We start from the raw sequence: 26,279 nt of genomic DNA on the forward strand, positions 1-26,279 counted from the left end.
GGGACCTCAGTGCGGCTACTCCGAGCCTGCGCTCGTGACTGCGGCGTCAAGGATGTTGCGCATCGTCCTGCCGTGATCATCGACCTGCCCGGACGTCCACTCACCCGTCGCTTTGGTCATGTCGGCCATGATCTGGAACTTCAGCGTCTGCCGCTCGGCGCGGTACTGGCCGACCTTCGCGACGGGCGCGAGGTTCGATCGCTGCGAGTTCTCCGAGCGGGTCATGATGCAGAGGTTCCCGAAGCGATCAACGTCGACCCGCTCCCACGTGCGGATTTGACTGTCGGGGTCCGGATGCTGGGGGTGGAAGTGTTCGATCGACGTGCGGTAGCGGAACTTATAGCCCGAGACGTCCGCACCGTGTGATGTCGCGTAGCCGGTGGGGTCGCTCCACAGGAGGTAGTCGAGGTAGTTGAGCGCGAAGTGCGGCACCGATGTGCCGGCGTCGAGCAGCGTCTGGTCGATCGTCATCGCGTATCGCTTCGCAGCGAGACCTTGCATGAAGGCGATGAAGTCCCCCGAAGCCACGCTCTCCTGGCGGTACAGGTAGTCGAGGATCGCGTAGAGGAAGTTCTTGTACGCGCGGCGCGAGTCTGTGACCTGGAACATCGACTGCAGGATCACGAGGTGACGCTGGTCGCCGACCGCGGCCGCATCGTCGTCTGCTTCTCCGGCGGCGAATGTCGCGACCGGAGTCAACTGCCGCTTGCTTCCGGTACGTGTGAGCCGCGCGCGGTTGAGGACCCAGTTGGAGTCGTCCTCGCTGGCGCGGGTGAGGTCGGTCTTGATGACGTACTTGTCGAACAGGTAGCGCGCGCGCAGCAAGGTGAAGGCGAAGGCCTCCGCTTGGGGGGCGGTGGCAACGGCACTCTCGAACTGCTCGACGAGCTTCTTGTCGTCGAGCGACACGCGATCGCTCGCGCCGGCTTCGGCCCAGGAGAACTCCGGGCGCTCCAGGTCAGCCAAGGCAAGGACGTGGAGGAGGAAGTTGGGGAAGTCGATGATCGCTCCGAAACGTTCGGTCGCCTCCTCATCCTTTTCGCTCTCGACGTGGTCGATCGACGCGGTGCCGGCGAGGATCGCGGAAAGCGCGGTCGGCTTCAACTCGCCACCGGGCGCGGTATTGATTGCGGCGACGATGTCGGCGAAGGTCGTCGGGCGGAAGTCGTCCCACGACTCCTTGCCGAACAGCTCGTCGCGCACGCTGGTCGGGAAGCGTCCTTGAACGTGTCGGGAGAGGTCGCTGCACGCGTCCCAGACCACGGCGAAGGCGTGGGAGCGTGCATCCGCGTCCCCTTCGCCGGCGATGAGGGACATGAGGTGGGCTTTGGCGATCTCGTGCTTCTCGAGTTGCTCGCCTCGGCTGTTCATGACCTCGAAGTAGTGGTTGAGGTCGGTGCGGGCGGGTAGCGCGGTGCGCGCAACCTTGACGTGGTCGATCAGGTAGGCGACGTCGTCCTGGGTGAAGTGGCCGGACTGGACGGCGCTGCGGACGGTCTCGACGGCGACCCGGATGCCGGCAACCGTGAGGTCTCCCACGATGGTCTTGTCGCCGTCGCGGGCGAGTACCGCGAGATCGCGAGTGGAGTTGTCGCGCCCCTCGTAGGAAAGCACGGCCTCGTCGGGGCGGGCGTCGTGCATGTTGCTGAGCGTGGACAAGATGATGAACAAGGTGGTCAGGCGCTGCTGGCCATCGACGACCTCGAAGTGGGTCTCGTCGCCGGCGATGTCGTGACCGCGGTGGGTGACGAGCGAGCCGATGTAGTAGCTCGCGGCATTACGGCGACGGTAGTCGCTGACGTCTTGCAGCAGCGTGAGGATTTGGTTCTCACCCCACGCATAGGCGCGCTGGTAGACCGGCACGATGTAGCGTCCGCGGTTGAAGACCTCACGCACCGTCAGCGGCTCGATGTCGGGGCTGGTGGTGGCGGAGCTCATGCGTTGGCCTCCGTGGTCTCGTAGAGGAAGTGCAGGTCGGCGTAGCCGTTGGTCTTCGGGTTCGGGCGCGGCCGGCGCAGGAAGTCCTGCGTGCGCAGCGCCAGTCGCAGCTCGGCAAACAGGTTCTCCTGCGGCAGGTCGTCAGACTCTCGCAGGCCGAGCGCATAGTTGTTGATCATCTGACGGGTGACCCGCTGATGCTGCACACGTGGGGCCATCGCGTACCGCGCCAGAAGCAGGGCCGCCCGGTCGAGGTCTTGGTCGTCGAACCGGTCGACGTAGTGCAGCAGGAGTGCGTCGAACAGGTTCCTGACGAGCCGGTGCGTTGCCTTTCGCTGCGCGGGTGCGAGCGCATCGAGCGTGGGCTTGGCGTCCGCGAAGATCTCGGCGTCTTTGGACGCGTCATCCTCGCGGAAGAGGCCGCACTTCAGGCCCAGTTCCCAGTAGTGCCGGACCATCAGGAAGAACGACTCGCCGTTGATGACGGGTTGGTCGATCTGGAAGGGGTACTTCATTGGAGCCATCGCTCCGTAGCGGATGAGGGTCGCGTTCTCGTTGCCGAAGTCGTCGGTGTAGTTCTTGGCGTACAGGAACGGCATCGCCCAGTTGTTCTTGGCGTTACGCGCCTCGGCTTCGCGGATGCCCTTGAACAGGTCGATGTGTTCGTCGCCGAAGCCGGTGCTCGGCACGGCCTTGTTGTTGGACCACTGCTTGATCTTGAAGAGGTAGTCGGAGAACAGCTCGTCGATGGATTCGGGCGGGATCTCCTCCCACATGCGCACCATCGCGAGCCGCTCGTCGGCGGTGGTGTGCTTGTGGCTCATCTCCCGGATGTGGAACGCCTTGAGCAGGTCCGTGGGGTAGAGCGCCTTGCCGCGTGTGTTCTGTGAGTCGAACATCTGGAACGCCTCGTCGACGTGCGACAGCGTGAGGGTCACGACTTCGCAGTGGTCGAGGAAGGCCCTCGCCCACTCCTCGAGGTCTGTGCGGCGTGCGAGCGCGTCCGCCAGGTAGGAGTAGTTCGCGACGATGTTCGCACGGCTGACCTCGAGGCCGACCGCTGGAATATCTGGGTCTACCGTCGGAATCGTGAGCGTGCCCAGGTCGCTCTTAGAGCCGAGGATCTGCGCGATGAGGCAGAAGGTGATGAACCTTTGCTGCCCATCGACGATCTCGAGCCGGTCGTCCTTCTCGTGAAGAATCACGGTTCCGATGCGATAGCGGTCGTACGCCCGGAACGTGTCGATGTCGTCGATCAGTTGCGCAACATTGCGCACGGACCACTTGTACGGACGCTGATAGTCCGGAATACGCACGCCGAGCGCTAGAAGATCTCGGACCTTGACGAGGCCGGTCTCCATCCAAGAATCAGCGGCCGGTGCCTTGCGACCCTCATCCCCCATGTCGGTCATGGCCCGCATCCTGCCAGCCGCGGTGGGCTGCGCGCCGCGCGGCACGCGCAAGCCCGTCAGACCACCGGAGGCGCGCATGCGCGTGTGAGCCGGGCGGCTTCGCCGGACCAAGGCGTCGGGAAAATCAGGGCGCAACGACGATTGTCAGGTCCTTGCCGTCGATGACCGCCGCGGGTCGCGTCAGCCGCGTTCGCTCGGCGCGGCAGAGCCTTCGCTGACGCGCAGATTGCCTTCCTGCTCAGAGACGAGTCCCGCGTGCACGACAGCGTCCACAGCGTCGCTGATACGACGCTCCATCGCTGCCGATGTGCGCGCCCAGCCGAAGACACGCGCGACGGTCGTCACGACCTCGTCGCGTGGGGCCCCGCCCGCGTCACGCACGAGCATGTGGACGGCGAGACCGAGCTCGTCGAGGTGAACGTGCTCCGCCTTGCGTGTAGAGATCGCTCCGCGGGCACGTACCGCCCGTACTTCGCGGTCGGCGATGTCAAGGAAGTCGTCCTCGAACGACAGGTCCGAGTAGCCAATAGCGCTGACGATGTTGGACCGCATACGAGCCGACACGCGACCGATCGACCACCAGTCGCGCAGGCGCTCCAAGGCGACCTCCAGATGGATCGGGCCTTCGACCTCGGCGAGGCTCGTGAGCCCGTCCACGAGGTACAGGTAGTCGTCGGGATCACCCGGGTCGACCCAGTGCGGCAGGCGGTGCGGGCGCGACGTCTCGTACTCGCTGACCCATCGCCACTCGGCGTCTTCATCGACGGCTTCATGAGTGATCGCGGGTCGTTCGACAGCGAAACGCGACAGGTCGATCGGTGTGTCGACTTCGGCGATCGCCGTCTCGATCGCGGCTCGCAGGCGTTCCTCTTCGCGAGGGCGGTTGCGATACCAGGCGGTGCCCCAGATGCGGTGCATGCGCCAGCCGAGCCCGGTGAGGATCTCGTCGCGTAGCCGGTCGCGGTCTCGAGCGGCGGGAGCGGAGTGGTATTGGTACCCGTCGCATTCGACTGCGAGTGCGTAGCGGCCCGGCTGTGCTGGGTCGCGCACGCCGATGTCGATCCTGTATCCGGCTGCGCCGACCTGCGCTTGGACCTTGTAGCCCCATGCGGTGATTGTCTTGATCACCGATTCTTCGAAGGGCGACTCGGGGCCGAGGTCGGTGTCGCCGAACTGCAAGGCGAGGGTGGGCTTCCCTCGTTCGGCGTATTCGAGGTAGGAGCGCAGGTGTTCCACGCTCTCGTTGGTTGAGGGAGGGATGTTGGCTCCGCGCAGGGAGGCGACGACTTCGACGCGCTGGCGGGCACGCGTGATGCCGACGTTCAGGCGACGCCAGCCCTTGTCCTTGTTGAGGACGCCGAAGTTGGTGGTGATCTTGCCCGCCTCGTCGGGCCCGTAGCCGATCGAGAAGATGATGACGTCGCGTTCGTCGCCCTGAACGGACTCGAGTGAGCGGATGAAGAAGCCGTCGAGACGATCGGAGACGTCGAAGTAGCCGTCCAGGTCGCGGTGCGCTTGACGGGCTTCGTCCAGCGCGGCCTGGACTGCGTCGGCTTGCGCGACGGAGAAGGTGACGACACCGAGCGTGAGGTCGGGCCGCGTCGTGTAGTGCTCGATCACGCGTTCGGCCACCTTCTGAGCTTCGAGGGGGTTGTCGGCTCCGCCGCCGCGGCGGTAGGTGCCGTGGGCGTGGAAGAACTTCACGCCGACGTTGTCTCCTTCGGCGACCGCCGACGGGTACGTGATCAGCTTGCCCTCGTAGAACTTGTAGTTCGAGAAGGCGATGAGGTCTTCGTGGCGAGATCGGTAGTGCCAGCGCAGGCCGAGATTGTTGAACGCTCCGGATGCCTTCGCCAGCTCGAGCACGGATTGGAAGTCCTTGGCGTCGGTCTCCTCCTCGAGGCTTTCGTCGTCGACGATGCGGTCGAAGAATGACGTGGGGGGCAGCTGCTTGTCGTCTCCGGCGAGGATGAGCGCCCTGCCGCGATAGACGCAGTTCACGGCGTCTGCGGGCGTGACCTGGGACGCTTCGTCGAAGATGACCACGTCGAACTTGAGGTCTGAGGGCAGGTATTGGGAGACCGCCAGCGGCGACATCATGAAGACCGGCTTGATTGCCTGGACCGTGGTGCGGGCGATGTCGATGAGGTCGCGAACGGGGATGTGTCGCTTCTGTTTGAGACCCTCGCGCTGGATGACGGCAGGTTCGCCGATCGAGGTGTTCGCGGGCCGACGCGTGTTGGCCGCTCTGATGATCGTCGCGGAGGCGTGGGCGATGAGTTGGCGGTCCAACTCCCGGTAGGACTCCACGAGTGCATCGCGGTCGGGTCCGAGGGCGGGACGGAGATCGTCGTCGTCGAGGTACTCCCCGTCAACCCATGCGCGAAGTAGCGAGCGGTTGAGAACTGGGGGGACGGTGTCGGCGTCGAACCGTTCGGAGATGCAGAAGTCGAGTGCTTGCCCAAGGCCGTATGCCTGGACTGCGTCGACGCAGTCGAGGTACGCGAACCACTCGTCCTGGCCGGTGCTGTCGTACTCGAGGGCGTCGAGCAGGGCCAACGCGTCGGCTGGCGTGTCCATTTCTCGGCGCAGCTCGTCCCGTCGCCCGGGCGCGAAGGCGTCGAGGATGGCGTCGCGGGCCCCGATCCACGTCTCGACGTGCGCGCCGAGGACGGGATTCGGGCGGCTGGCCCTGATTGCGTCGATCTGGCTGTCGCTGAGCGCTCCGCCGCTGAGATCACGTAGGACAGCGGCGTGGTCGATCAGGCCGGGAAGTCGATCAAGTGCGCCCTGCGCCGCCTCATAGGCGTCCGGGAACGCGAATCGGAAGTCGGACCGCGCCCGCTCGTGCTCCGTGCGTGCTGCCACGACGGCATCGCGTGCGGCGATGACGTCGACAACGGTGAGCACCCCGCACTCTCGCCCGATGGCAGTGTCGACGGGTGTCACGACTGCGAGCACCGCTACGGCCTTGGCGCGATGCGCGTCAAGCCATTCGATGGACTGGCGAACCGGGAGCGTCACGAGCGAGGCAGGCGCGGTGAACGGCGAGTCCAGTGACAGGCTGCCTCGCCAGGCATCGAGGACCGACGCGATTTCGCCGCACAGTTCGCTGACGGTTCGATCAGCGTCGCGGTCGCAGAACTCGCTGGCGACCGGTGCGGGGATGCCCTCGGGGAATAGGCCAGCGAGGCGTCGTGCCGCTTCGAGCTGGCGGGAGATCTCGTCGATGTCGGAGGCACGCCCGTCCCAGGTGTCGCCCAGGATCTTTCCAGCTTCGCTGTCGACGACCGTGAACTCGCGCGCCGCGTTCGCCCAGCGCACGGCGTGCGACAGTTGCGCGATCCCGTCCTTGACAGTGGCCGCGTCGACGAGCAGCGCCGCGACGGCTCGCTTGTCGCTGCGGTACGCACCGGACAACTTTTTGAGCCCGGTGTGGAGGTTGCTGAATCGGTCCTCGAGGTCCGCCAGTGGCGCGCTGAGCGCCTCGTCCGTGTAGGTGCTGCGGGCCTGACCTTCTGCGGTCGACAGATCTCGCAGCTTCGTGGATGCGAGTGAGAGGAGAGCTTCCGCTGCATCGGCTCCGGTCTTGTCCATCCAGGAGCGTGGCAGGCGCGGCACTTCGTCGCGGATCTTGATCACCTCGACGAGGCGCTCGAGATCGCGGTAGGTGTCGATCTCACCGATGCCAATCGCTGAAGCGATGCGTGAGGCTTCGGCGAGCTTGGCAGCAAGGGCGGATGAGTGGCGTTCGCAGTAGGAGATCAGCGCGTGCAGCTCCGGTGCACGTGCGCCGGAGAGTCCGAGGGGCTCGTGGACGCCCGTGGTGGGATTCCACAGTTCGGGATCGACGTGCGCTTCGGGAAGCTGCTCGACCTCGACGCCGAAGGCAGACGAGAGGTTGGCCTCCGTCTGCGCGAGGGCGTCGTGCGTGCGGGTGAGCTCGTCACGCGCCTGGGTGACGGCGCTGTAGTCATCGATGGTGAGGAGGGAGGCGATGGAGTCCACGGGAACCTTGCCGTGGTGCCCATCGAGAATCGATGCCACCGCCGCGAGGTCATCGAGTCGCACAAGGTTGAGCGCATCAGCGAGTTCACGGCTGAACTCCGAAATAGACGACAGCCGGTCAAGTGAGGTCTTCGCACGCGAGAGACGAACCTCCAGCGAAGTTCGATCCGTGGCGTCTCGCCACAGGAAGGATGAGCCTTCCTTCACCGGCCGCCAGGACCGAGACAACTTGCTCAGCAGTCCCGGAAGCTTGACGAGCTGCTCGAATGAAAGCTGCCGCGGGGGCGTGCTGGGAGACGGCGCAATGGGAGCACGAGAAAGAAGTGCGAGCTGCCCGATGACGTCGTGCAGCGACCGCCGGAACGGTTCGCGCGGTCTGTTCATCGCGGCTGCGTACTTGTTGAGTTGCGTGCGCTGTTCCTGTGCGTTGTCCAGCGTCACGCCATCCAAGCCCGCGCCCGGCTGGGCAACCGTGTTGAGCGCCGTGACCAACTGTGTGGCGACCTCGCGCCGGCTCGCTTTGTGGGAGTGAAGCTCGAGCAGGTAGGTGCCGAGGCCGACGTCGGTGAGTCGGTTGCGGACGACGTCGAGTGCCGCCATCTTCTCGGACACGAACAGGACGGTTTTGCCGGCGTGGAGGAGCGCGCCGATCATGTTCGCGATTGTCTGCGACTTTCCCGTGCCGGGCGGTCCGTCCATCACGAAGCTCTTGCCCGCGACTGCGGCGTGCACGGCTGAGCGCTGCGAAGAGTCAGCATCGAGGACGAGCGGAGTGGACTCCGGTGGTGCCACTCGGTCGATCTCGGCGGGGTCTGTGGCATCGAAGTGGAATGCGTCAGTCTGCTTGCGGGGGTCACTCGTTGCCAGCGCGCGGACGATTGGGTGGTCGAGGATCGCGGCTTCGTTGTCGAGCAGGTCCTTGTACATCGCCTCTTTGGAGAAGGAGAACGTCGAGATGTGGACCTCGGTTGACATCTCCCACTTCTTGGACGACAGGCTCGCCTCGAGCGCGTCGCGGATGCGACCGAGCACTGCCGTGATCGTGAACTCGACCCCATCGTCCAGCACCGGGAGCTCAACATTGAAGTCTCGCAGCCGAAGCGCAAGCGCCGGGTTGATGACGGCCTCTTCCTCAGATGACGCGATCCTTGGGGTGCCCTTCGGCCCGTCAGCAATCAGCGTGACAGGAACCAGCACAAGCGGACTCGTCATCGCCGTGCCATCAACGTCTTCCCAACGCAAGATTCCGAACGCGACGTAGAGAACGGACAGACCCTTGTCGATGTACTCCGTGTTCGCCCTGCGCATCAGGTTCCGAAGCACGCTCCCGACATCCTTGTGAGGACGGGCGACCCGGATCGAGTTGGCCGGCAGCACCGCGGGCACATCTGCAAAGGCTTCGTCTTCGTCAATGTCCGATGAATCGTCTTCGCCGAAGACGCGTACCGAGCGCGATGCCTCGATCATGGCGAGTATCGAGTCGGAATCGGGCTCGTCGAACCTTAGTGACGATGTGCGGGGAGCATTGAACTTGATGAGCCGATTCGCGCGCGTCAAGCCCACAAGCCCCTCGCGCCAAACCTTCAGCGAAGCTTGGATCTCGTCACCCTCGACGCTCATGCGGCAGCCCCCAGTCGCTCGCCCAGCCTCACGAATGGGCGAGGTCCCGATCCACGGCTCTGGCCCAAGCGTCGGCTTTATCTTGCGGTCACCCTATCGGCACCCAACGACATGAATGCGAAGGCGGCCGGCGAGCAAGCCGGATCAGATGTCACCAGTCAGTGCGGCAGACCCGGTATCCAGTGCTGTTGGAATTTGCTCACAATGAGGTTCGTTCGCTGCGACCAAGCGCGCTCGACGCGCCGTCGCTCCGCGCCCGGTTGGTCAGCCACGATTTGTTCGCATGCGGCACGGACCACACTGTCGGGCAGGTCTTCCTCCGGTACGCCTAGCGCGAAGTAGCGGTCGAAGTAGTCGCTGTTTGCGAGCCGAACCGCCGCGACATCCTTCGATGCTGTCGCATGAGGTGGTGTGCCCTGGGCTTGATGGACGCGAAATAGCCACGGGGGTACCGGGGTTGCGCGCACTACCCACTACACGCCCGGCTGCATCTCGCGCGGGAGCATCCACCACTCGACGAACTTCCTGGCACGGCCGTCGGACGCAAACCACACCTCCCACAGGTTGGTGTAATCCGCGTGGCCCGGGTAGCTCACGGTTCCCTTGATGATGCCGAGCTCGTCATTCTCGATGAGCACCGCGAGGTCGTGAACCGGCTCCGTGGGTTCGGGCTCGCGCCAGGACTCGATCATTGCGTCAATGCCGCGCACCGGCTCGGCGTCGTTGGGACGGAACCAGTATTCGGCGTCGTCGGTGAAGATCGCGCGGATATCCCCCTCCGCCTTGGTCTCCCACGCCCGCACATATGCCTCAAGCCACTCACTCGTTTGTGTCATGGCTCGTGTCTACGCCTCCGTGTCGCGCCTCGCCACCGCAGGCGCGGCGCTAGCGTGAGCGCAGGAGCGCCACGCACCGGGGCCGGCGCCCGCAATCGGGGGGACAGATGTATGAGAAGCGCTCGCTCACGGGTTCGGCAGACACCGTCGCCCGCCACCTCGACGAGGCCATCACACGGGGAAGCGTGTCCGCGACCATCGAGAACGCCGACGAGATCCGCCTGGGCGACTCCCGGCTCATCCTGCGCACCTATGAGCGCTACTCGATGACCGGAGGCAATCGCCTCACCCTGTCGGTCAGCATCCTCGCCGTGGGCAACCGCATGGAGGTGGCGTTGACCACGTCTGGTGGGAGCCAGGCGGTGTTCTGGAAGGTCAACACCTTCGGCGAGGAGGCGTTCATGACGCACGGGCTGCGCGCGGTTGAGGTTTTCGCCGACGAGCAGTGAGCGCCGGCGCCGTGCGCACCACAATTCCGCGGCCCGGCACCCCCACGCGGCCGCGCCCCCGCTCACCGGGGCACCGCGCGCCAAGAATTGTGGTGCGGACGACGGCACGCACGGGTGGACACGACCGCCCGACATAGGATGACTCGTCCCGCCTCACCCCAGGCCCGCCCCGAGGAGCCCGCATGCCCACGTTCACGATCGACGGCGTCAACATGTCGTTCCCGATCGTGCTCATCGCGATCGGCGCGGTCGTGACGGCCATCGCCTTCGCGCGCGGAGGCCGGGGCCGGCGCGTGGCGCTCTGGGGTGGGCTGGTCCTCAGCCTCGCGCTGATCGGCATGCTCACCCTCGCCTCCCTGGTGGGCGACGACTTCGACGGCGCACAGGGCGTCAACCTGGTTCCCTTCCAGGAGATCGAGCGGGGCTGGGGCAACCGCGGCTCCACGGCGTGGACCAACCTCGTGGGCAACGTGCTGCTGTTCATTCCGTTCGGAGCGGCCGTCGCGGGCATCACCTACGGCGGCCCGCTGCGCCGCGTGCTCTTCGGCACCGTGCTGGGCGGGCTGCTGTCGACCGGCATCGAGCTCACCCAGTACTGGGGCGGACGCGTGGCCGATATCGACGACATCATCCTCAACACCGCCGGCGCCTTCCTGGGGGCGCTCCTCGCGGCGACGATCGCCGGAATCGCCACCGTGGGCTCACGCAAGGGACCGGCGTAGTCTGAACGGATGACCGCCGCCTCGCAGGACACCACGCCGGACTCCTCCGGCTGGACCGACCCGCGCGAGCAGATCGAGTTCAGCGTCCTCATGGCTAACGGCCGCCTCGCCCCGCGGTCCTTCGCGAACGAGGAGGAGGCGCGCGCCTGGGCCCGGCCCGAGGACGGCGACGAGGTGGTCTCGTTCAACTACGTGTGCGCCTGCGACCGCTGACGCAGCACGCAGCACGCAGCACAGAGGCGCGCAGCACCAAGGGGTGAGCGCAGAGGCGTCAGCGCGCCTCGATCTCCTTGCCGCGCGCGTTCCACTTGGAGCGCAGCACCCAGAAGGCGATGGTGCCGACGAACAGCACGATGCCGATGAAGGCGAGCCACAGCGCAGCCTTGATGAGGAAGCCGAGGATGCCGAGCAGCACCGCGGCCACGAGCAGGGCAATCAGCAGATAGCGCATGGCCCGATCCTAGGCGCCCAGCTGCGCGGCGAGCCCGGCGCGGTCGATCTGAATCCAGTACTCGACGATGAACCCGTCCTCAACGCGATACACGGCAGACGCCACCTCGGTCACCGGCCGACCCGTCGGCTCGCGCCCGTCGGAGGCGTCCTGATCGGTCCCCACCTGCGTCCACCTGGCGTACACGCGGGCCCCGTCCGCGAGCAGCTCGTCGAGGCGGAACGAGAACCGGCCGTACGCGTCGAGCATCTCGCCCACGTGCGCGGCGTAGTTCGCGGGAGATCGCTCGACCGTCACGGGGGCCTCGGACACCACCTGGTGCGCGAGCACCACGGGCGCCATGAAGTCGACCGCCCGCTCGGGGAAGTCGCCCGAGCGCACCTCGAGGAGGAACCGTCTCACCAGGTCTTTGACATCGCTCACCCGACGAAGTCTGGCACGCGCGCCCATACTGGAAGACGCATCGGCCCTGCGAAGCCCCAAGGAGATCACCATGGCCCACGGCGACATCACCCACATCGATATCCCCGTCTCCGACATGGACCGCGCCAAGCACTTCTACAACCTGCTGTTCGGCTGGCAGATCGCCGCGCCGCCGGGCTTCGAGGACTACCCGATGTGGCAGGCGCCCAACAAGATCAGCGGCGGCGGCCTGGCGCCACGCAGCGAGGACTTCAGCCAGCCGCGCAGCTACGTCGAGGTCGACTCGATCGATGCCACCGTTTCCCTCGCCAAGAGCCAGGGCGCGACGGTGCTGATGGAGAAGTCGCCGATCACCGACACCAGCTGGTGGGCCGTGATCGAGGACTTCGACGGCAACGTGATCGGCCTGTACGAGGGCATCACCGAGGTCGAGGGAGAGCCGGTCCAGTAACGACCTGGCGCCACCTCTGCACCCGCTCTCAGCAAGTTCTCAGCATCGCGCGGTGTGATGGTCACATGAACATCACGCGACCGCTTCGTATGACGGCCGTCATCGCCGCCCTCGGTATCGTCGCGATTCTCACGGCCAGCACCGACGCGCCGGCCACCGAACTTGACGACGCCGCCCTTCCTTCCGGCGTCGCCACTACCGCCGTGCACCGCACGGACACCGCCGCGGTCGTGACCTCCGCAGCCGTGTCGGTCACGACGGACCTCGCATCGGCCACGTCTGCCTCTGAGGAGGCCGATGCTCCGGGCACCCCCACGGTGCCCACCGCCGGCAGCCAGGCGCGCCACTGCGCCGCCGCGTACCTCCCCGACCCCCTCCAGGTGAGGACGCAGGCGAACGTGCGAGAGCGCGAGGCCGCCTAGCCGCCGGCCCCAGCGACGGCCGGACCCGGATGGTACGGGCCCGGCCGTCGCGCTAGGGCACCGCGCCTAGGGTGCGGTCGTCGTCCCCGGCACCCCCGTATCCCGCAGGTGCGCAAAGTGGATCCCACGCACGTGCTCGTCGACCCACGAGCGGCCATCGTCGCTCATGTGCCACAACTGCATGGCGCAATCCCTGTCCGTGCACAGCAGGCTGGTGAGAGGAAATCCTCCTGCCACCGAACGGTCGTGCCACACTCCAAAGACGGCGTCGCCCTCGCGCACTCCCAGTCGTTCACCCTGGGGCCAGAAGAACGTCACCCCCCACGGTCCGGCGACGAGCGGCTGCCGTGCGACATTCACCACCGCTCGAAGCTCGGCCCTCCACCGGACCGCCCCTGGCCGAGGATCCCCGATCAGGTGAGTGCCGAGGGGGTCTGCCCCGGTGAGTTGTGGTGTAGTCGTCGTGGTCATCGAAGACCCCTTTCATCCGTCGTTCCCTCCACGTGTGTCGCGAGGGCGGATCTTCCTCCGGGGGCACCGCGACGGGACGCGGTTGCCAGGCGGCCTGCCGGAGGGCTTGCGGCCGCGCTTCTCGATCCACGTCTCACGCTAGCTGTCCCGGGTGACATCGGCCCACACGGACGCGGATACGCTGGCCCTACCGCGACCGCCAGGAGGCCTCATGCCCGACTCCCCCGCGCCCGCGGTCGCGACGACGGGACCGGCCAGGGCAACCCGCCGCGCCTGGATCGCCATGGCGATCGCCGCGCTCGTCTACTTCATGGCCGTGGTGCACCGCACGTCGTTCGGCATCGCCGGCATCGAGGCCTCGGAGCGGTTCGGCATCGAGGCCACCGCGCTGTCCGTCCTCGCGATGATCCAGATCGCCGTCTACGCGTCGATGCAGCTGCCTGCCGGCGCGCTGATCGACCGCCTCGGCTCCCGCACCGTCCTCGTGGTGGGCTCGCTCATCATGGCCGCTGGGCAGGTACTGCTCGCCTTCGCGCCCGGCCTCGGGTGGGCCGTCGCAGCGCGCGTCCTCATCGGCGCGGGAGACGCGCCCATCTTCATCGCCGGCAACCAGATTGCCGCACGCTTCTTCCCGCCGCGCCAGGTGCCGATCATCGTGCAGGGGCTGGGGCTCATCGGCCAGCTGGGCCAGGTCGCCTCGGCCATCCCCGTCGCCGTCCTCCTGCACCAGCAGGGCTGGTCCACCGCCTTCGCCACCCTCGCCGCGCTCGGCGTCGCTGCAGCGAGCGCGGCCTTCTTCGGCATCCGCCGCCCCCGGGTGACCGATGCCGCGGCGGCCGATTCCCCCGTCTCCCCCGAGCCTCGGGTCACCCTGCGCGAGGCGATCCGGCCCGCGGGAGTGCGGCTGGGTTTCTGGACCCACTGGCTGGGCCTCATCGGACCCAACACTGTCGCGCTGCTGTGGGGCGTGCCGTTCCTGGTCCAGGGCCAGGGGCTTGAGCCCACCACCGCATCGGCCCTCCTCACCGTCATGGTGGTCGCGAACATCGTCGCCGGGCCCGTGCTCGGCGTGCTGACGGGGCGTCACCCGCTGCGGCGCTCGTGGTTGGTCCTCGCCATCGCCGTGGTCGCCGCGCTGACGTGGGCGAGCGTCCTCCTCCCCACGACGCCGCGGCCGATGTGGCAGCTCGTGCTGTGGATGGCCGTCACCGGGGCGTGCGGCCCGGCCTCTCTCATCGGCCTCGACTTTGCGCGCACCCACGGGGTGCGAGGGAGGGCCGCATCCGCCGTGGGTTTCGCGAACATCGGCGGCTTCGCGGCGACCGTGGTGTCTGTGCTGCTGGTGGGCGCCACGCTGCAGCTCGTGTCGCCTGCCGGGGCGAGCGAGTACACGCTCGGCGAGTACCGCATTGCGCTCACCACGCTGGTGCTGCCGTGGGCGCTGGGGATCGTTGCCGTCGTCCATGCGCGGCGCCGCACCCGCCGCGAGATGGCCGCCGCCGGCGTCATCGTGCCGCCGTTGCGCGACGTGCTCGCGCGGCGTCGAGCCGTGCGCCGCGGCTAGCGAGGGCACGCGCTGACCCTGTCCACGCATCGGGCGTAGGTTGGAAGCCATGAGCATCCCCACCCGCACCCTCAACGACGGCCACGCCATCCCCTCGCTCGGGTTCGGCACCTACCCGATGAAGGACCAGGAGTGCGTCGACGGCGTGCGCTCCGCGCTTGAGACCGGCTACCGGCTCATCGACTCCGCCGTGAACTACGGCAACGAGGTCGCGGTGGGCCGCGGCATCCGCGAGTTCCTCGACGCCAGCGGCACCCCGCGCGAGGACGTGACCGTCCAGACCAAGCTGCCGGGACGCCACCACGACTTCGACGCCGCCGTCGCGTCCATCCAGGAGTCCTACGACCGCCTGCAGGTGGGCACCATCGACGTGGTCCTCATCCACTGGCCCAACCCCATCACCGGCAAGTACCGCCAGGCCTGGAAGGGACTCATCGAGGCCCGCGAGCGCGGCCTGGTGCGCTCCATCGGGGTGTCGAACTTCACCGCGCAGCACCTCGCGCACATCGTGGACGAGACGGGCGTCACCCCGGTGATCAACCAGATCGAGCTCCACCCGTACTTCAACCAGGAGGACATGCGCGCGGTGCATTCCGAGCGTGGAATCCTCACCCAGTCGTGGAGCCCGCTGGGCAAGCGTCAGGCGCCGTACGCGGAGCCCGCGGTGGCAGATGCAGCCGCCGCCCACGGCGTCACGCCCGCCCAGGTGATCCTGCGCTGGCAGGTGCAGCTGGGGAACGTTCCCCTCCCCAAGTCCGCGACCCCGTCGCGCCAGGCGGAGAACCTCGACGTGTTCGGCTTCGAGCTGACGAGCGACGAGATGACCGCGATCTCCTCCCTCACGAAGGCGGACGGCCGCCTGTTCGGCGGCGACCCCGACACCCACGAGGAGATGTAGCGGCTACCCGAAGGTGAACGAGTAGGCCTCGACCCCGCTCGAGAGCTCGACGTCGAGGACGTGCTGGCCGTCGCCCACGCCCTCGGCGACGGCGTACGACCGCGGAGTGCCGTCGACCTCGATCTCGCGGGTGTCCCCGCCGTCGAGTGTCACGGTGACGGTGCCCTCGCCGGCGAGCACCATCCGCACCTGCGTCGCGTGGAAGTCGAGCCGGAGCGACGCGGGACCGGCTCCTGACGGCGTCGCGTACTGGGTCTCGAGCCGCCAGTCGCCGTCGAGCGCGAAGGAGTCCGCGGGCTGCTCGTCGGGGAAGGCGTAGGTGCCGTCCCCCGGCGCGTAGCGGTCCGTGCCGGCGTAGTTGACGTCCTTCGACGTGCCCAGGAAGGTCTCTCGCGTGGTCGAGCCGACCTCGGGGGTGGCGTCGTCGACATCGGTCTCGCCGGGGAGGTCGACGTCGGGGTTCGCGTCCACCAGCAACTCCCGGATCATCTTCTCCGTCGCCTCGTAGTTGCCCTCGCCAAACGAGATGTGGCGCACGGTGCCGTCGGCGTCGATCAGGTAGTGCGCCGGCCAGTAGCGGTTGCGGTAGTTGGTCCAGGTCGCCAGGTCGTTGTCCAGGGCCACCGGATACGTGATGCCGAAGTCCTCGGCTCCGGCGCGAACGTTTCCCTCGTCCTTCTCGAACGAATACTCGGGCGAGTGGATGCCGATGACGTTGAGCCCCAGGTCGCCGTAGGTGTCGTCCCACGCCACCGAGTGAGGGATGGAGCGCTGACAGTTGATGCACGAGTAGGCCCAGAAGTCGATGAGGACCACCTCGCCGCGCAGGTCCTCGAGGGCGATCGGCTGCTCGTCGGGGGTGTTGAACCACGCCTCGATCCCCTTGATGGAGGGCGCGGTGCCGCAGCTCTCAAGCTCCTCGGCCCCGTTGGTGCACTTGTCGAGGTCCTTGTTCTCCTCGTTGACCAGGCCGCCGAGCGCCAGCGCGTCCTGGGCTGCCTCGTTGTCGGTCAGCCCCTCCTGGATCCCCGCCGTGTAGTCGGGAAGGGCACGCTGCAGAGCGGCGGGGAGGTTGAAGGCGAGCCCCACCGCCAGCAGGATCATCGCGACGCCGGCGGCGATCCTGAGGCCCCGCTCGCGCCTGCGGAACGCCTTGACCCGCTCCGTGAGGCCGCGCCCCGCGAGGGCGAAGGCGAGCAGCGGCACGGCGACGCCGACGGCGAACGAGACGGTCAGCAGGACGGTGCCCGCGCCGATGTTGCCGGTGGAGCCCGCGACGATGATCGCCGCGAGCACGGGTCCGGCGCACGGCACGAACACCGCGCCGAGAGCGAGACCCACCCCGAACCCGTTGCGCTGGTGGTCGACGCGGCGGCGGGGAAGGAAGTCGAAGGGCCGCTCCAGCAGGTGCGCGAACCGCGGCACGATGAGCGAGACACCGATGGCCACCAGCACCACCATCGCCACCCATCGGATGATGTCCTGCGGCAGGTTCAGCGCCCCCAGCACGAGCGATCCCACCAGGGTCACGAGCGTGAAGCTCGTGACGAGCCCGGCGATCACGAGGTAGGGCCGCCACCGCGACACCTCGGGCGCCGCGGGCGCGGCGGTGGCCACGGTCGCCGTTCCGGCGGCCGATGCCGTGGCCGGCCGGGCAGCCGACGCGGCGCCTCCCATGGTGCCGAGCGCGTCGTAGCGGGGAATCCGTGCCGACTGCGCCCCGCCGGTCAGGAAGATGACCGGAAGGACGGGCAGGATGCACGGCGAGATGCCGGTGATGAGGCCGCCCAGCAGCCCGATGATGACGAGTTCCATGAGGGGCATTCGCCGCCGAACGCTCGGCGGATGGGGCGGCCCTACCCGGCGCCCCGCCTCCGTGCGACTCTCACGGGCTCAGAAAAAACTTTCGCGACTTTCCCATCCGGTCGGCCGCGCGCCCCGAATGCCTCGTGACGCCGTCACCACGGCGGGCGCCCTCGTCGAGGGCGCTCACACCAGGGCATTTCCGTGCCCGGAGACTGGAGGAATCATGCTCAACGGCACCAAGAAGTACTCCGCAGGACTCGCCCTCGCCGTCGCGGGGGTCTTCACTCTCGCCGCCTGCAGCACCGACGCAGACGAGGAGGCGATGGAGTCCACCACCCCCGCCATGTCGCAGGAGGCGATGCCGGAGGAGTCCATGTCGGACGACGCGATGACCGACGACTCGATGGACGACGAGGCCATGGAGGTCGACCCTGCCGCCAACCTGGTGGGTCCCGGCTGCGCGGCCTACGCCGAGGAGGTCCCCGACGGGGCCGGCTCCATTCAGGGAATGTCCCAGGACCCGGTGGCCGTCGCCGCCTCGAATAACCCCATGCTCACCACGCTCGTGTCCGCGGTGAGCGGCGAGCTCAACCCCGACGTCGACCTCGTGGACACCCTCAACGGCGACGAGTTCACGGTGTTCGCTCCCGTCGACGACGCCTTCGCGGCCATCGACCAGGAGACTATCGACACCCTGTCCACGGACGCCGACCTGCTGACCCAGATCCTCACCTACCACGTGGTTCCCGGGCAGATCGAGCCCGCGGACATCGCCGGCACCCACACCACCGTCGAGGGCACCGACCTCGAGGTGACGGGTGAGGGCGACGAGCTGATGGTCGACGGCGCCAACGTCATCTGCGGCGGCGTGCAGACCGCCAACGCGACCGTCTACCTCATCGACGGCGTGCTGATGCCGTAACGCTCAGCCACAGACGGGCGGCCGTCGGGGCGGGGAATCCCGCGTCGGCGGCCGTCGTCGCGTCCGGGCCAGGGCGCCGGCGACAGGGGTCAGCCCTCCTCGGACTCCCGCATCATCTGCCACATCCGCACGATCATGTCCTCGTCGATCTCGGCAGGCTCGTCCGGCTGGTCGGCGCGGTGCTCGCCGTGCACCTCACGGTGCAGGTCCTCCATGCGGCGGTCCAGCTGCTCGGCGATCATGGCGGCGTCCGACAGGCTCTCGGCGAGGTGGTCGGGCACGTCGCCATCGAACTTGTAGTGAATCTTGTGCTCGAGCGAGGCCCAGAAATCCATGGCGATGGTGCGGATCTGAATCTCGACCACCACTGGCACCGCGCCGGTCGACAGGAACACGGGGACCTCGACGATCGCGTGGATTGACTTGTAGCCGTTGGGCTTGGGCTCCTTGATGTAGTCCTTGACCTTGATGACCCGCACGTCGTCCTGGCTGACCAGCGCCTTGAGCACACGGTAGGTGTCCTCGATGAAGCTGCAGGTAATGCGCACCCCCGCGATGTCGGTGACGTGCTCACGGATCGCGTCCACGCTGGGTGCGACGTTGCGTCGCACCATCTTGCGCACCAGACTCTCGGGCGACTTCACGCGGCTCGTGACGTGCTCGATGGGGTTGTACCTGCGCAGATGAAGGAACTCCTCGCGAAGGATCGTCACCTTGGTGAGGACCTCGTCCACGCCGAACTGGTGCTCCATCAGAAGCCGCGACAGGTCGGCGCGGGTGCGCCGAGCGAACTCCATGACCTCGGGATCCGGCTGCGCCGCGCTCGCCCTCCTGTCGCGCCTGCGGGCAGGCGGATGGGGCGCGCGGTCGTCGGTCAGGGGAAGGTCATCGTGGGACACACGTGAGGAACGGTTGCCGTGGCGCCGTGGTTCCGTCACGGCGGCCGATGCCGGGGTTGACTTTACCTAGAACTGCTATGCATCATGGCGCTAGGTAAAGATCACGTCGAGGAGACGACATGGACATCCCCAAGGACCTGGTGGCCGCGAGCGCGGCCCCCATGGTGCTCAGCATCCTCGCGGAGGGCGATTCGTACGGGTACGCCATCCTTGGCCGCGTGCGCGACCTCTCCGCCGGCGAGCTCGACTGGACCGAGGGCCTCCTCTATCCGCTCCTGCACCGACTCGAGCGTCAGGGCCACATCGAGGCCACCTGGGGGACGTCCGAGACCGGCCGACGCCGCAAGTACTACGCGCTGACCGGGGACGGGAGGGCGGCGCTCGCCACCCACGTGAGCCAGTGGCGCACGGTTGCCGCGGCCCTCGAGAACGCGTGGGGCCGCATGGACTTCGGCGGGCAGGTGAGCCTCGCATGAGCGACACCCTGGAGACCCAGATCGACCTGTGGCGCGTCCACCTGGAGCGGCGAGCGGGCGTCGCCGCCGACGACGTGGACGAGCTCGAGGATCACCTGCGCGGCCACATCGAGACGCTATCCGCTGCCGGCCTCACCGACGACGAGGCTTTCCTGGTGGCGGTCAAGCGCCTGGGGAGCCAGCAGGAGATCGCCCGCGAGTTCGCGCGCGAGAACTCCAAGCGCCTGTGGAAGCAGCTGGTCCTGGGCGACGAGACCGCCGCCCGCCCGGGTGCGCGCGAGAGCGTCTGGGCCGCCATCGTCTTCGGCGTCGTCGGCGGGCTGATCGTCCGCCTCCCCGTGTGGCTGGCGCCGGACACGGTGGACACCTCGTACTTCCTCCACCTGGGCCCGCTACTGTTCACCGCGGTCGTGGGCTACCTGCTGTGGAGGCACCGCCCCTCCACCGCGGTGACGGTGGCGTCGCTCGCGCTCGTCGCGGCGAGCGCGGCGCTCGCGCATCTGTATCCGCTCGACGTCGATGGCGACGCGTTCGTCACCACCGCGCTTCACCTGCCCATCCTCGCGTGGCTCGCCGTCATGCTCGCCTATACGGGCGACCGCTGGCGCGACACCGACGGCCGCATGGACGCGGTGCGCTTTACCGGCGAGTACGCGATCTACCTGGTGCTCCTCGGTCTCGGCGGCGGGGTCCTGATGGGCATCGTGGGCCTGGCATGCGGCGCCGCGGGACTCGACCCCGAGGCGTTCCTCGTCGAGTGGATGCTGCCGCTGGGCGCCGGCGGCGCGGCGGTGATCGCCGCGTGGCTGGTGGAGGCCAAGCAGTCCGTCATCGAGAACATGGCGCCGGTGCTCGCGAAGGTCTTCACGCCGCTGTTCGCCCTCGCGTTCGCGATCCTTCTCGTCGTGGTGCTCGCCTCGGGTGAGATCGCGGGGATCGAGCGCGAGCTGCTGCTGGTGTGCAACGCGATCCTCGTCATCGCCATCGGCCTGGTGCTGTACAGCCTCACCGCACGCGGGGCCGATGCCACCCCCACCTGGTTCGACCGGCTGCAGCTCGCGCTCGTGGCCGGCGCCCTGGCGCTCGACGCGCTCGCGCTGGTCAACGTCGCCATCCGCATCGGCGACGGAGGCTGGACCCTCAACCGCGTGGTGATCCTGGGGCTGAACCTGCTGTTGCTTGCCAACCTTGCCGTCACGGCCTGGCTGCTCGTGCGGATCAACCGCGCGGCGCCCGGGTCGGCACACCGGCTGGAACGCTGGCAGACGGGGCTGCTCCCCGCCTACGGGGCGTGGGCGCTCGTGGTGGTCGCGGTGCTTCCCGCGGTGTTCGGGACGGCCTGAGGCTCAGGCGTCCTGCTCGGCCTCCATCTGGGCCACGAACTCGCGCTTGGACGACTGCCAGCCGTCCTCGTTCATGCCGGTGCGCCAGTACCCGGAGATCGACACGTTCTCGCGGGGCACGCCCAGCACGTTGAAGAGGTGGTGGCGCAGCGGCTTGATCATGTCGGCGTTGCCGTGCACGAAGGCCTCGACGTCACCCTGGGGCAGGGTCGCCGTCTCGACCGCGTAGGTGAGCGCCTCGCCGTAGCCCATGCCGTGCTCGTCGCGGTGGATCCAGTGCACGGCGACGTCGTCGGTGAGGGTGAGGGACTGACGGTCGGCGGCCGTGCCCACCTCGAGGAACACCTCGGCGCGCGCGCCGGCGGGAAGCACATCGAGCGCGGCGGCGACCGCGGGAAGCGCGGATTCGTCTCCCACCAGCAGGTGGATGTCGGCACCCGCGCGGGGCGCCCAGCCGCCGCCGGGGCCCATGAAAGAGATCTCCTCGCCCGGCTGCACCCGCGCTGCCCAGGGACCCGCGAGTCCCTCGTCGCCGTGGATGACGAAGTCGAGCGCCATCTCACCCGCCTCGGCGTCGAACCAGCGGACCGTGTACGTGCGCGTCACGTCGCCGAACTTGATCTTGATGTAGTGGTCCGTGAGTGCCAGGGGGCCGATGTCCTTGAGCGCCTCCGAGCCGACGATGACACGCACCATCGACGGGCTGAGTCGCTCGGTGCGGAGCACGGTCGCGGTGCGGACGGGGCGCGGGGGACGGTTCTGAGGCTTCATCGCTCGTCAGTATATGCACACGCAGTGTTGCGTAAATACCCTCGGCCGATGCGGGAGCCGACTACTCGCCGAGGGTCGCCATCGCCACGATCACCAGGGCGCCTCCCACCAACGGCGGGAGGGACATCAGCGCGGCGAAGCGCGCTCCCCCCGGGCCGTCCGCCACCAGCCTTGCCGCCGCGAGCCCGACCACTCCGACGAGCGCGAACACCATGCCCCCAATCCACAGAGCGCCCATATAAATAGCGGGAGGCGCGGGCTGCGACGCGAGGAACCACGCGAAGGCGAAGGCCGGCACATGCGCCAGAGGCGCGGCCGCGAGCCGCCAGCGGTACGCATGGAGCCCCTCGCGCCACCCGCCTTTCCCGGCACTCGCGAACGCCACCGCGGCCGCGCCGGCGTAGAGCACAGCACTCGCGACCACGATGCCGGCGACGAGCGCCGCGAGCGCCTGATCACTCAACGGTGCTCACCCGGCGCCACGAGCGTCTCGACCCGCACGGCGAGCGTCGCGTCGCGCGGGCCCAGGTCCGCGAGCGCCTCGACGCTCACGTGATGGGCGTTGGGGCCCATCGCGAGCACGTCGCGCGCCGCCTCCGCGGTGAGCGCCAGGGGCGCGACCACGTCCTCGCGCGCCACCCGCTCCCAGGCGGGGAACTGGGCGGCAAGGCGTTCCGACTTTCCCTCGTGCACGTGCACGCCGTCGACCGCCTCGACCAGCTCGGACAAGTGTTCGGGAAGGGGCGTCACCACCACGAGCACCCCGCCGGGGGCCACGATGCGGGAGATCTCGGACGGCACTCGCGGGCCGAACACCGACAGCACCACGTCCACGGCGCCGTCAACGATCGGCAGGGGCCGCAGCGCGTCGCCCCCGATCGCCACGCAGCGCTCGTGCGCCCGCGCGGCGCGCTTCAGCGCCGGAGTGGACAGGTCGAGGCACACCCCGTCCCAGCCGGGCAGGGCGTCGAGCGCGGCCGCGGCGTAGTAGCCAGTGCCGCCGGCGAGGTCGAGGAACAGGCCGTCGTCGGCGGCGACGGCACTCACGGCGGCCGCCGCGGCATCGGCCACCGGGGCGTACCAACCCGCGGACTGAAGCCGCTCGCGGGCGGCGACCATGTCGACGGTGTCGGCGTTGAGCGAGCGCCCGTGCCCCGCGCGCAGCGTGACGTACCCCTGGCGCGCGCGGTCGAACGTGTGGCCCGCGCCGCAGCGCAGGCCCGATGCCACCTGGGCGACCGAGGCGGCGCACACGGGGCAGCGCAGGGCGGCGAGGGTGCGGGCGGGCCAGTCCATGCGCACGAGCCTAGGTGCGACCGGCCCCCAGCAGGGCATCGGCCGTCGCCGCCCACTCCGCGAGCAGGTCGAACCCGTCCGGGTCGCGCAGGTAATGCAGCTGGAGCCCGTCCATCGCGGCGAACACGCGCCGCGCGAGCCCCGCCGCATCGGGCCCGGGGAGCATCGCGGCGAGTCCGTGCGTGAGGCGGTCCGCGCGCTCGCGGAAGTACAGGTGGCCCGGGTGAGCGGGGTCAAGCGCGTCGGCCTCGACCGCGGCGAACAACAGCGCCGCGCGAGGCCGGGCGACGATGTTCGCGACCGTCGCGTCCAGCAGCGCGCGCACGTGCGCGGGCCCCGCACCCCCCCAGTCCAGGCCTGCGTCGTCGCGCTCGTCGCGGCGCTGGACCAGCGCCACCAGCAGCGTGGGCATGTCGGGGAAGTAATGGAGCAGGCCCGGGGTCGACATCTCGCAGCGGCGCGCGAGCTCCGCCATGGTGAGCCCGCGGTGCCCCTCGGCGTCGGTGATCGCCATCGCGGTGTCGAGGATGCGCGCACGGCGCTCCTCGGGCGCGAGTCTCGTCGCCATCACCGCCCCTTTCCTCTCCCGGCAGAACCTTGCTAGCATCTTATCTAAGTCGCTTAGATAACGCGCGGGCATCGTCGCCCACGCGCCAGGACGCGCTAGGAGATCCCATGACCGACCTCGCCCCCGGTGTCACGCAGCAGGCGCTCGACATCGCCTCCCGCCTCACGCGCGCCGAGAAGGTCCGCCTCACGTCCGGCAGCGACTTCTGGCACTCCGAGCCGCTGGAGCGCGAGGGAGTCACCGCCTTCATGCTCACCGACGGCCCCCACGGCCTGCGCAAGCAGACCGGCGAGACCGACCACGTGGGCCTCAACTCGTCGGTGCCCGCCACGTGCTTCCCCACCGCATCGGCCCTGGGCGCCACCTGGGACACCGAACTCCTCGAGGAGGTGGGCCACGCGCTGGGCCGCGAGTGCCGCGCCGAAGAGGTGGGCGTCCTGCTAGGCCCCGGCCTCAACATCAAGCGCCACCCCGGCGGCGGCCGCTCCTTCGAGTACTTCTCCGAGGACCCGCTCGTGTCGGGCAAGGCGGCCGCGGCGCTCGTGCGCGGCATCCAGGCCGAGGGCGTGGGCGCGTGCCTCAAGCACTTCGCGGCTAACAACCAGGAGTCCAACCGCATGCGCGTCGACACCATCGTCGACGAGCGCACGCTGCGCGAGATCTACCTCACGGGCTTCGAGATCGCCGTGACCGAGGCACAGCCGTGGACGGTCATGTGCGCCTACAACCTGGTGAACGGCGTGCACGCGGGCGAGCACCGCGAGCTGCTAACCACCATCCTGCGCGACGAGTGGGGCTTCGACGGCCTGGTCATGACCGACTGGATCGCCACCCACGATCGCGCCGCGGGCATCCACGCCGGGCTCGACCTCGAGATGCCGTCGAGCCACGGCGCCTGGGACAAGGCGGTGGACGATGCGGTGGATGCCGGCACCCTGTCCGGCACCGACCTCGACGTGGCCTGCGCCCGCGTCATCACCCTGGCGCTCAAGGTCGCGGCCGAGCGCGCCTCGTGCACCGCTGTGGACGTCGAGGCGGCCCACGACGCCCACCACGCGCTCGCACGCCGCGTTGCCGCCGCCGGCGCGACGCTGCTCACCAACGACGGCACGCTCCCCCTGGCCCCGGCGGGACGCCTCGCGCTCATCGGCGCGTTCGCCGAGACCCCGCGCTTCCAGGGCGGCGGCTCCGCGCTCGTCAACCCCACGCGCCTCGACACTGTCCTCGAGACCCTCACCGCGCGGCTGGGCAACGGCGGCGAGGTCGCCTACTCCCCCGGCTACGACGCCGCGACCGGTGAGGCGACCGACGCCCAGCTCGCCGAGGCGCTCGCCACCGCCGAGGGCGCCGACGCGGTCGTCCTGATGGTGGGCCTGCCGCTGTCCTACGAGTCCGAGGGCTACGACCGCGATCACCTGCAGATCCCCCCGGCCCACACGCGCCTCATCCAGGCGCTCACCGCTCGCCACGACCGCGTGGTGGTGGTGAACGTGGGCGGCGCTCCGGTCGAGATGCCGTGGGCGGGGGCCCCGAACGCCATCCTCCAGGCCTACCTGGGCGGTCAGGCCGGCGGCGGCGCGATCACCGACATCCTGGTGGGCGACGCCGAGCCCGGCGGACGCCTTGCCGAGTCCTTCCCCGTCTCCGTCACCGACCTCGCGAGCCACGCGAACTTCGCCTCGCACCCCACGCAGGTCCAGTACCGCGAGACGCTCTACGTGGGCTACCGCTTCCACGACACCTTCTCCGTGCCCGCCCGCTTCTCCTTCGGCCACGGCCTGTCGTACACGTCGTTCGAGGTGGGCGAGGCCAAGGTCACCGGCCGCGGCCACGACCGTAAGGTCACCGTGCCGGTCACCAACACCGGCGAGCGCGCCGGATCGACGGTGGTGCAGGTCTACGTCCACGACGTCGAGTCGACACTTCACCGCCCCGAGCAGGAGCTGCGCGGCTTCGTGAAGGTCCGCCTCGAGCCCGGACAGACGGCCGATGCGGTGGTCGCCCTGGGCGAGCGCGCCTGGGCGGTGTGGGACACCGCCGCGCATGGCTGGGTGGTCGAGCCCGGTGAGTTCGAGATCCGCGTGGGGCTGTCGTCCACCGACATCCGCTCGCGTACCACGGTGCGACTGGCCAAGGGCGGCGAGGTGACCGCCACGGTGTCCCCAGCATCGGCCCTCGCCACGGACACCGAGTTCGCGGCGCTGCTGGGCCGCGCCCTCCCCGAGCCGCGCCCCCTGTTCCCCTTCCACTACGACTCGACCATCGCCGACCTGTCGCAGACCGCCGGCGGGCGCCTGCTGGAGAAGATCCTGGTGGGCCAGGTCATGAAGGCCTTCGGCGGCAACGATGAGGACACCGCCGAGACCCGCCAGATGATGGAGGCCTTCATGCGTCACATGCCGCTGCGCGCGCTCGCGATGTCCTCGGAGGGCAAGGTGTCGCTCGCGAACCTCGACCGGCTGATCGCGGTCCTCAACGCGACGGCGCTGAAGGCGAGGCGGTCCGCTCGCGGCTGACCTCGGGAATGCGCGGC

At 68.6% G+C, this 26,279-nt stretch carries 23 protein-coding genes and 1 riboswitch; of the genes, 11 read left to right on the forward strand and 12 right to left on the reverse strand.

Translation table 11 applies throughout. The features are described 5' to 3' along the window. Window positions 1–15 precede the first annotated feature (15 nt). The 4 genes from B7K26_RS11020 to B7K26_RS11035 all read right to left on the reverse strand — a co-directional run bounded on the left by B7K26_RS11020 (window position 16) and on the right by B7K26_RS11035 (window position 9,814). Entirely contained in the window at window positions 16–1,938 is a 1,923-nt protein-coding gene (locus tag B7K26_RS11020) for a DUF262 domain-containing protein (protein WP_084079262.1), read from the reverse strand. Then, entirely contained in the window at window positions 1,935–3,350 is a 1,416-nt protein-coding gene (locus B7K26_RS11025) for a DUF262 domain-containing protein (protein WP_159449682.1), read from the reverse strand. The genes B7K26_RS11020 and B7K26_RS11025 overlap by 4 nt, the downstream gene beginning before the upstream one ends. A gap of 180 nt (window positions 3,351–3,530) precedes the next feature. Continuing rightward, window positions 3,531–8,978 carry a DUF4011 domain-containing protein gene (locus B7K26_RS11030; RefSeq protein ID WP_084079264.1) on the reverse strand — a complete coding sequence of 1,816 codons (5,448 nt, stop codon included), beginning with the start codon at window positions 8,976–8,978 and terminating at the stop codon, window positions 3,531–3,533. A gap of 473 nt (window positions 8,979–9,451) precedes the next feature. Continuing rightward, window positions 9,452–9,814: a nuclear transport factor 2 family protein gene (locus B7K26_RS11035; protein ID WP_143340685.1), complete on the reverse strand. Its 363-nt coding sequence runs from the start codon at window positions 9,812–9,814 to the stop codon at window positions 9,452–9,454. Between the two features lie 107 nt (window positions 9,815–9,921). On the opposite strand from B7K26_RS11035, the gene B7K26_RS11040 reads away from it, so the two are divergent. The 3 genes from B7K26_RS11040 to B7K26_RS11050 all read left to right on the forward strand — a co-directional run bounded on the left by B7K26_RS11040 (window position 9,922) and on the right by B7K26_RS11050 (window position 11,198). Beyond that, the gene (locus B7K26_RS11040) at window positions 9,922–10,263 is read left to right on the forward strand and encodes a DUF6054 family protein (protein WP_084079266.1); all 342 of its coding nucleotides are present in this window, start codon (window positions 9,922–9,924) and stop codon (window positions 10,261–10,263) included. Between the two features lie 182 nt (window positions 10,264–10,445). After that, the gene (locus B7K26_RS11045) at window positions 10,446–10,985 is read left to right on the forward strand and encodes a VanZ family protein (RefSeq protein ID WP_084079267.1); all 540 of its coding nucleotides are present in this window, start codon (window positions 10,446–10,448) and stop codon (window positions 10,983–10,985) included. Between the two features lie 9 nt (window positions 10,986–10,994). Continuing rightward, window positions 10,995–11,198, forward strand: coding sequence for a hypothetical protein (locus B7K26_RS11050; protein WP_084079268.1), 204 nt, complete (start codon window positions 10,995–10,997; stop codon window positions 11,196–11,198). A gap of 58 nt (window positions 11,199–11,256) precedes the next feature. Here the strand turns inward: B7K26_RS11050 and B7K26_RS11055 are convergent, their stop codons facing one another. Together B7K26_RS11055 and B7K26_RS11060 are read right to left on the reverse strand one after the other, a co-directional pair. Beyond that, window positions 11,257–11,436 carry a hypothetical protein gene (locus B7K26_RS11055; RefSeq protein ID WP_084079269.1) on the reverse strand — a complete coding sequence of 60 codons (180 nt, stop codon included), beginning with the start codon at window positions 11,434–11,436 and terminating at the stop codon, window positions 11,257–11,259. A gap of 9 nt (window positions 11,437–11,445) precedes the next feature. Then, a complete protein-coding gene (locus B7K26_RS11060) occupies window positions 11,446–11,859 on the reverse strand; it encodes an ester cyclase (protein ID WP_200811102.1) in 414 nt (137 codons plus the stop codon). Window positions 11,860–11,929: 70 nt separating this feature from the next. On the opposite strand from B7K26_RS11060, the gene B7K26_RS11065 reads away from it, so the two are divergent. From B7K26_RS11065 to B7K26_RS11085, 4 genes are all read left to right on the forward strand, one after another. Beyond that, entirely contained in the window at window positions 11,930–12,310 is a 381-nt protein-coding gene (locus B7K26_RS11065; RefSeq protein ID WP_084079271.1) for a VOC family protein, read from the forward strand. A 65-nt stretch (window positions 12,311–12,375) separates the two neighbouring features. Continuing rightward, a complete protein-coding gene (locus tag B7K26_RS11070) occupies window positions 12,376–12,732 on the forward strand; it encodes a hypothetical protein (protein WP_143340686.1) in 357 nt (118 codons plus the stop codon). 484 nt (window positions 12,733–13,216) lie between these two features. Then, a riboswitch (SAM riboswitch) is annotated at window positions 13,217–13,330 on the reverse strand. Window positions 13,331–13,414: 84 nt separating this feature from the next. After that, window positions 13,415–14,767, forward strand: a complete 1,353-nt coding sequence (locus B7K26_RS11080) for a nitrate/nitrite transporter (RefSeq protein ID WP_084079274.1) — start codon at window positions 13,415–13,417, stop codon at window positions 14,765–14,767. A gap of 49 nt (window positions 14,768–14,816) precedes the next feature. Next, window positions 14,817–15,665 (forward strand): aldo/keto reductase, encoded by an 849-nt coding sequence (locus B7K26_RS11085; protein ID WP_084079275.1) that lies wholly within the window; start codon window positions 14,817–14,819, stop codon window positions 15,663–15,665. A 3-nt stretch (window positions 15,666–15,668) separates the two neighbouring features. Here the strand turns inward: B7K26_RS11085 and B7K26_RS11090 are convergent, their stop codons facing one another. Beyond that, a complete protein-coding gene (locus B7K26_RS11090; RefSeq protein ID WP_084079276.1) occupies window positions 15,669–17,480 on the reverse strand; it encodes a cytochrome c biogenesis protein CcdA in 1,812 nt (603 codons plus the stop codon). Between the two features lie 214 nt (window positions 17,481–17,694). On the opposite strand from B7K26_RS11090, the gene B7K26_RS11095 reads away from it, so the two are divergent. Then, entirely contained in the window at window positions 17,695–18,393 is a 699-nt protein-coding gene (locus tag B7K26_RS11095; protein ID WP_084079277.1) for a fasciclin domain-containing protein, read from the forward strand. An 89-nt stretch (window positions 18,394–18,482) separates the two neighbouring features. On the opposite strand, the gene B7K26_RS11100 is transcribed toward B7K26_RS11095, so the two are convergent. Next, window positions 18,483–19,190: a GTP pyrophosphokinase family protein gene (locus B7K26_RS11100; protein WP_084079278.1), complete on the reverse strand. Its 708-nt coding sequence runs from the start codon at window positions 19,188–19,190 to the stop codon at window positions 18,483–18,485. Window positions 19,191–19,411: 221 nt separating this feature from the next. Here B7K26_RS11100 and B7K26_RS11105 point away from each other — a divergent pair, with 221 nt between their 5' ends. Together B7K26_RS11105 and B7K26_RS11110 are read left to right on the forward strand one after the other, a co-directional pair. Next, window positions 19,412–19,768 carry a PadR family transcriptional regulator gene (locus B7K26_RS11105; RefSeq protein WP_084079279.1) on the forward strand — a complete coding sequence of 119 codons (357 nt, stop codon included), beginning with the start codon at window positions 19,412–19,414 and terminating at the stop codon, window positions 19,766–19,768. Further along, the gene (locus B7K26_RS11110; RefSeq protein ID WP_084079280.1) at window positions 19,765–21,111 is read left to right on the forward strand and encodes a permease prefix domain 1-containing protein; all 1,347 of its coding nucleotides are present in this window, start codon (window positions 19,765–19,767) and stop codon (window positions 21,109–21,111) included. Before B7K26_RS11105 ends, B7K26_RS11110 begins: the two co-directional genes overlap by 4 nt. Window positions 21,112–21,114: 3 nt before the next feature. Here B7K26_RS11110 and B7K26_RS11115 read toward each other — a convergent pair whose 3' ends face one another. The 4 genes from B7K26_RS11115 to B7K26_RS11130 all read right to left on the reverse strand — a co-directional run bounded on the left by B7K26_RS11115 (window position 21,115) and on the right by B7K26_RS11130 (window position 23,746). Beyond that, a complete protein-coding gene (locus tag B7K26_RS11115; protein WP_084079281.1) occupies window positions 21,115–21,882 on the reverse strand; it encodes a siderophore-interacting protein in 768 nt (255 codons plus the stop codon). 61 nt (window positions 21,883–21,943) lie between these two features. Continuing rightward, window positions 21,944–22,345, reverse strand: coding sequence for a hypothetical protein (locus tag B7K26_RS11120; RefSeq protein WP_084079282.1), 402 nt, complete (start codon window positions 22,343–22,345; stop codon window positions 21,944–21,946). Then, window positions 22,342–23,178, reverse strand: coding sequence for a putative RNA methyltransferase (locus B7K26_RS11125; protein WP_084079283.1), 837 nt, complete (start codon window positions 23,176–23,178; stop codon window positions 22,342–22,344). The genes B7K26_RS11120 and B7K26_RS11125 overlap by 4 nt, the downstream gene beginning before the upstream one ends. A gap of 10 nt (window positions 23,179–23,188) precedes the next feature. Next, a complete protein-coding gene (locus B7K26_RS11130; RefSeq protein WP_159449683.1) occupies window positions 23,189–23,746 on the reverse strand; it encodes a TetR/AcrR family transcriptional regulator in 558 nt (185 codons plus the stop codon). A gap of 107 nt (window positions 23,747–23,853) precedes the next feature. Here B7K26_RS11130 and B7K26_RS11135 point away from each other — a divergent pair, with 107 nt between their 5' ends. Beyond that, window positions 23,854–26,262 (forward strand): glycoside hydrolase family 3 C-terminal domain-containing protein, encoded by a 2,409-nt coding sequence (locus tag B7K26_RS11135; RefSeq protein ID WP_084079285.1) that lies wholly within the window; start codon window positions 23,854–23,856, stop codon window positions 26,260–26,262. Window positions 26,263–26,279 lie beyond the last annotated feature (17 nt).

The organism is Demequina sp. NBRC 110057 (assembly GCF_002090175.1).
Lineage (GTDB): Bacteria > Actinomycetota > Actinomycetes > Actinomycetales > Demequinaceae > Demequina.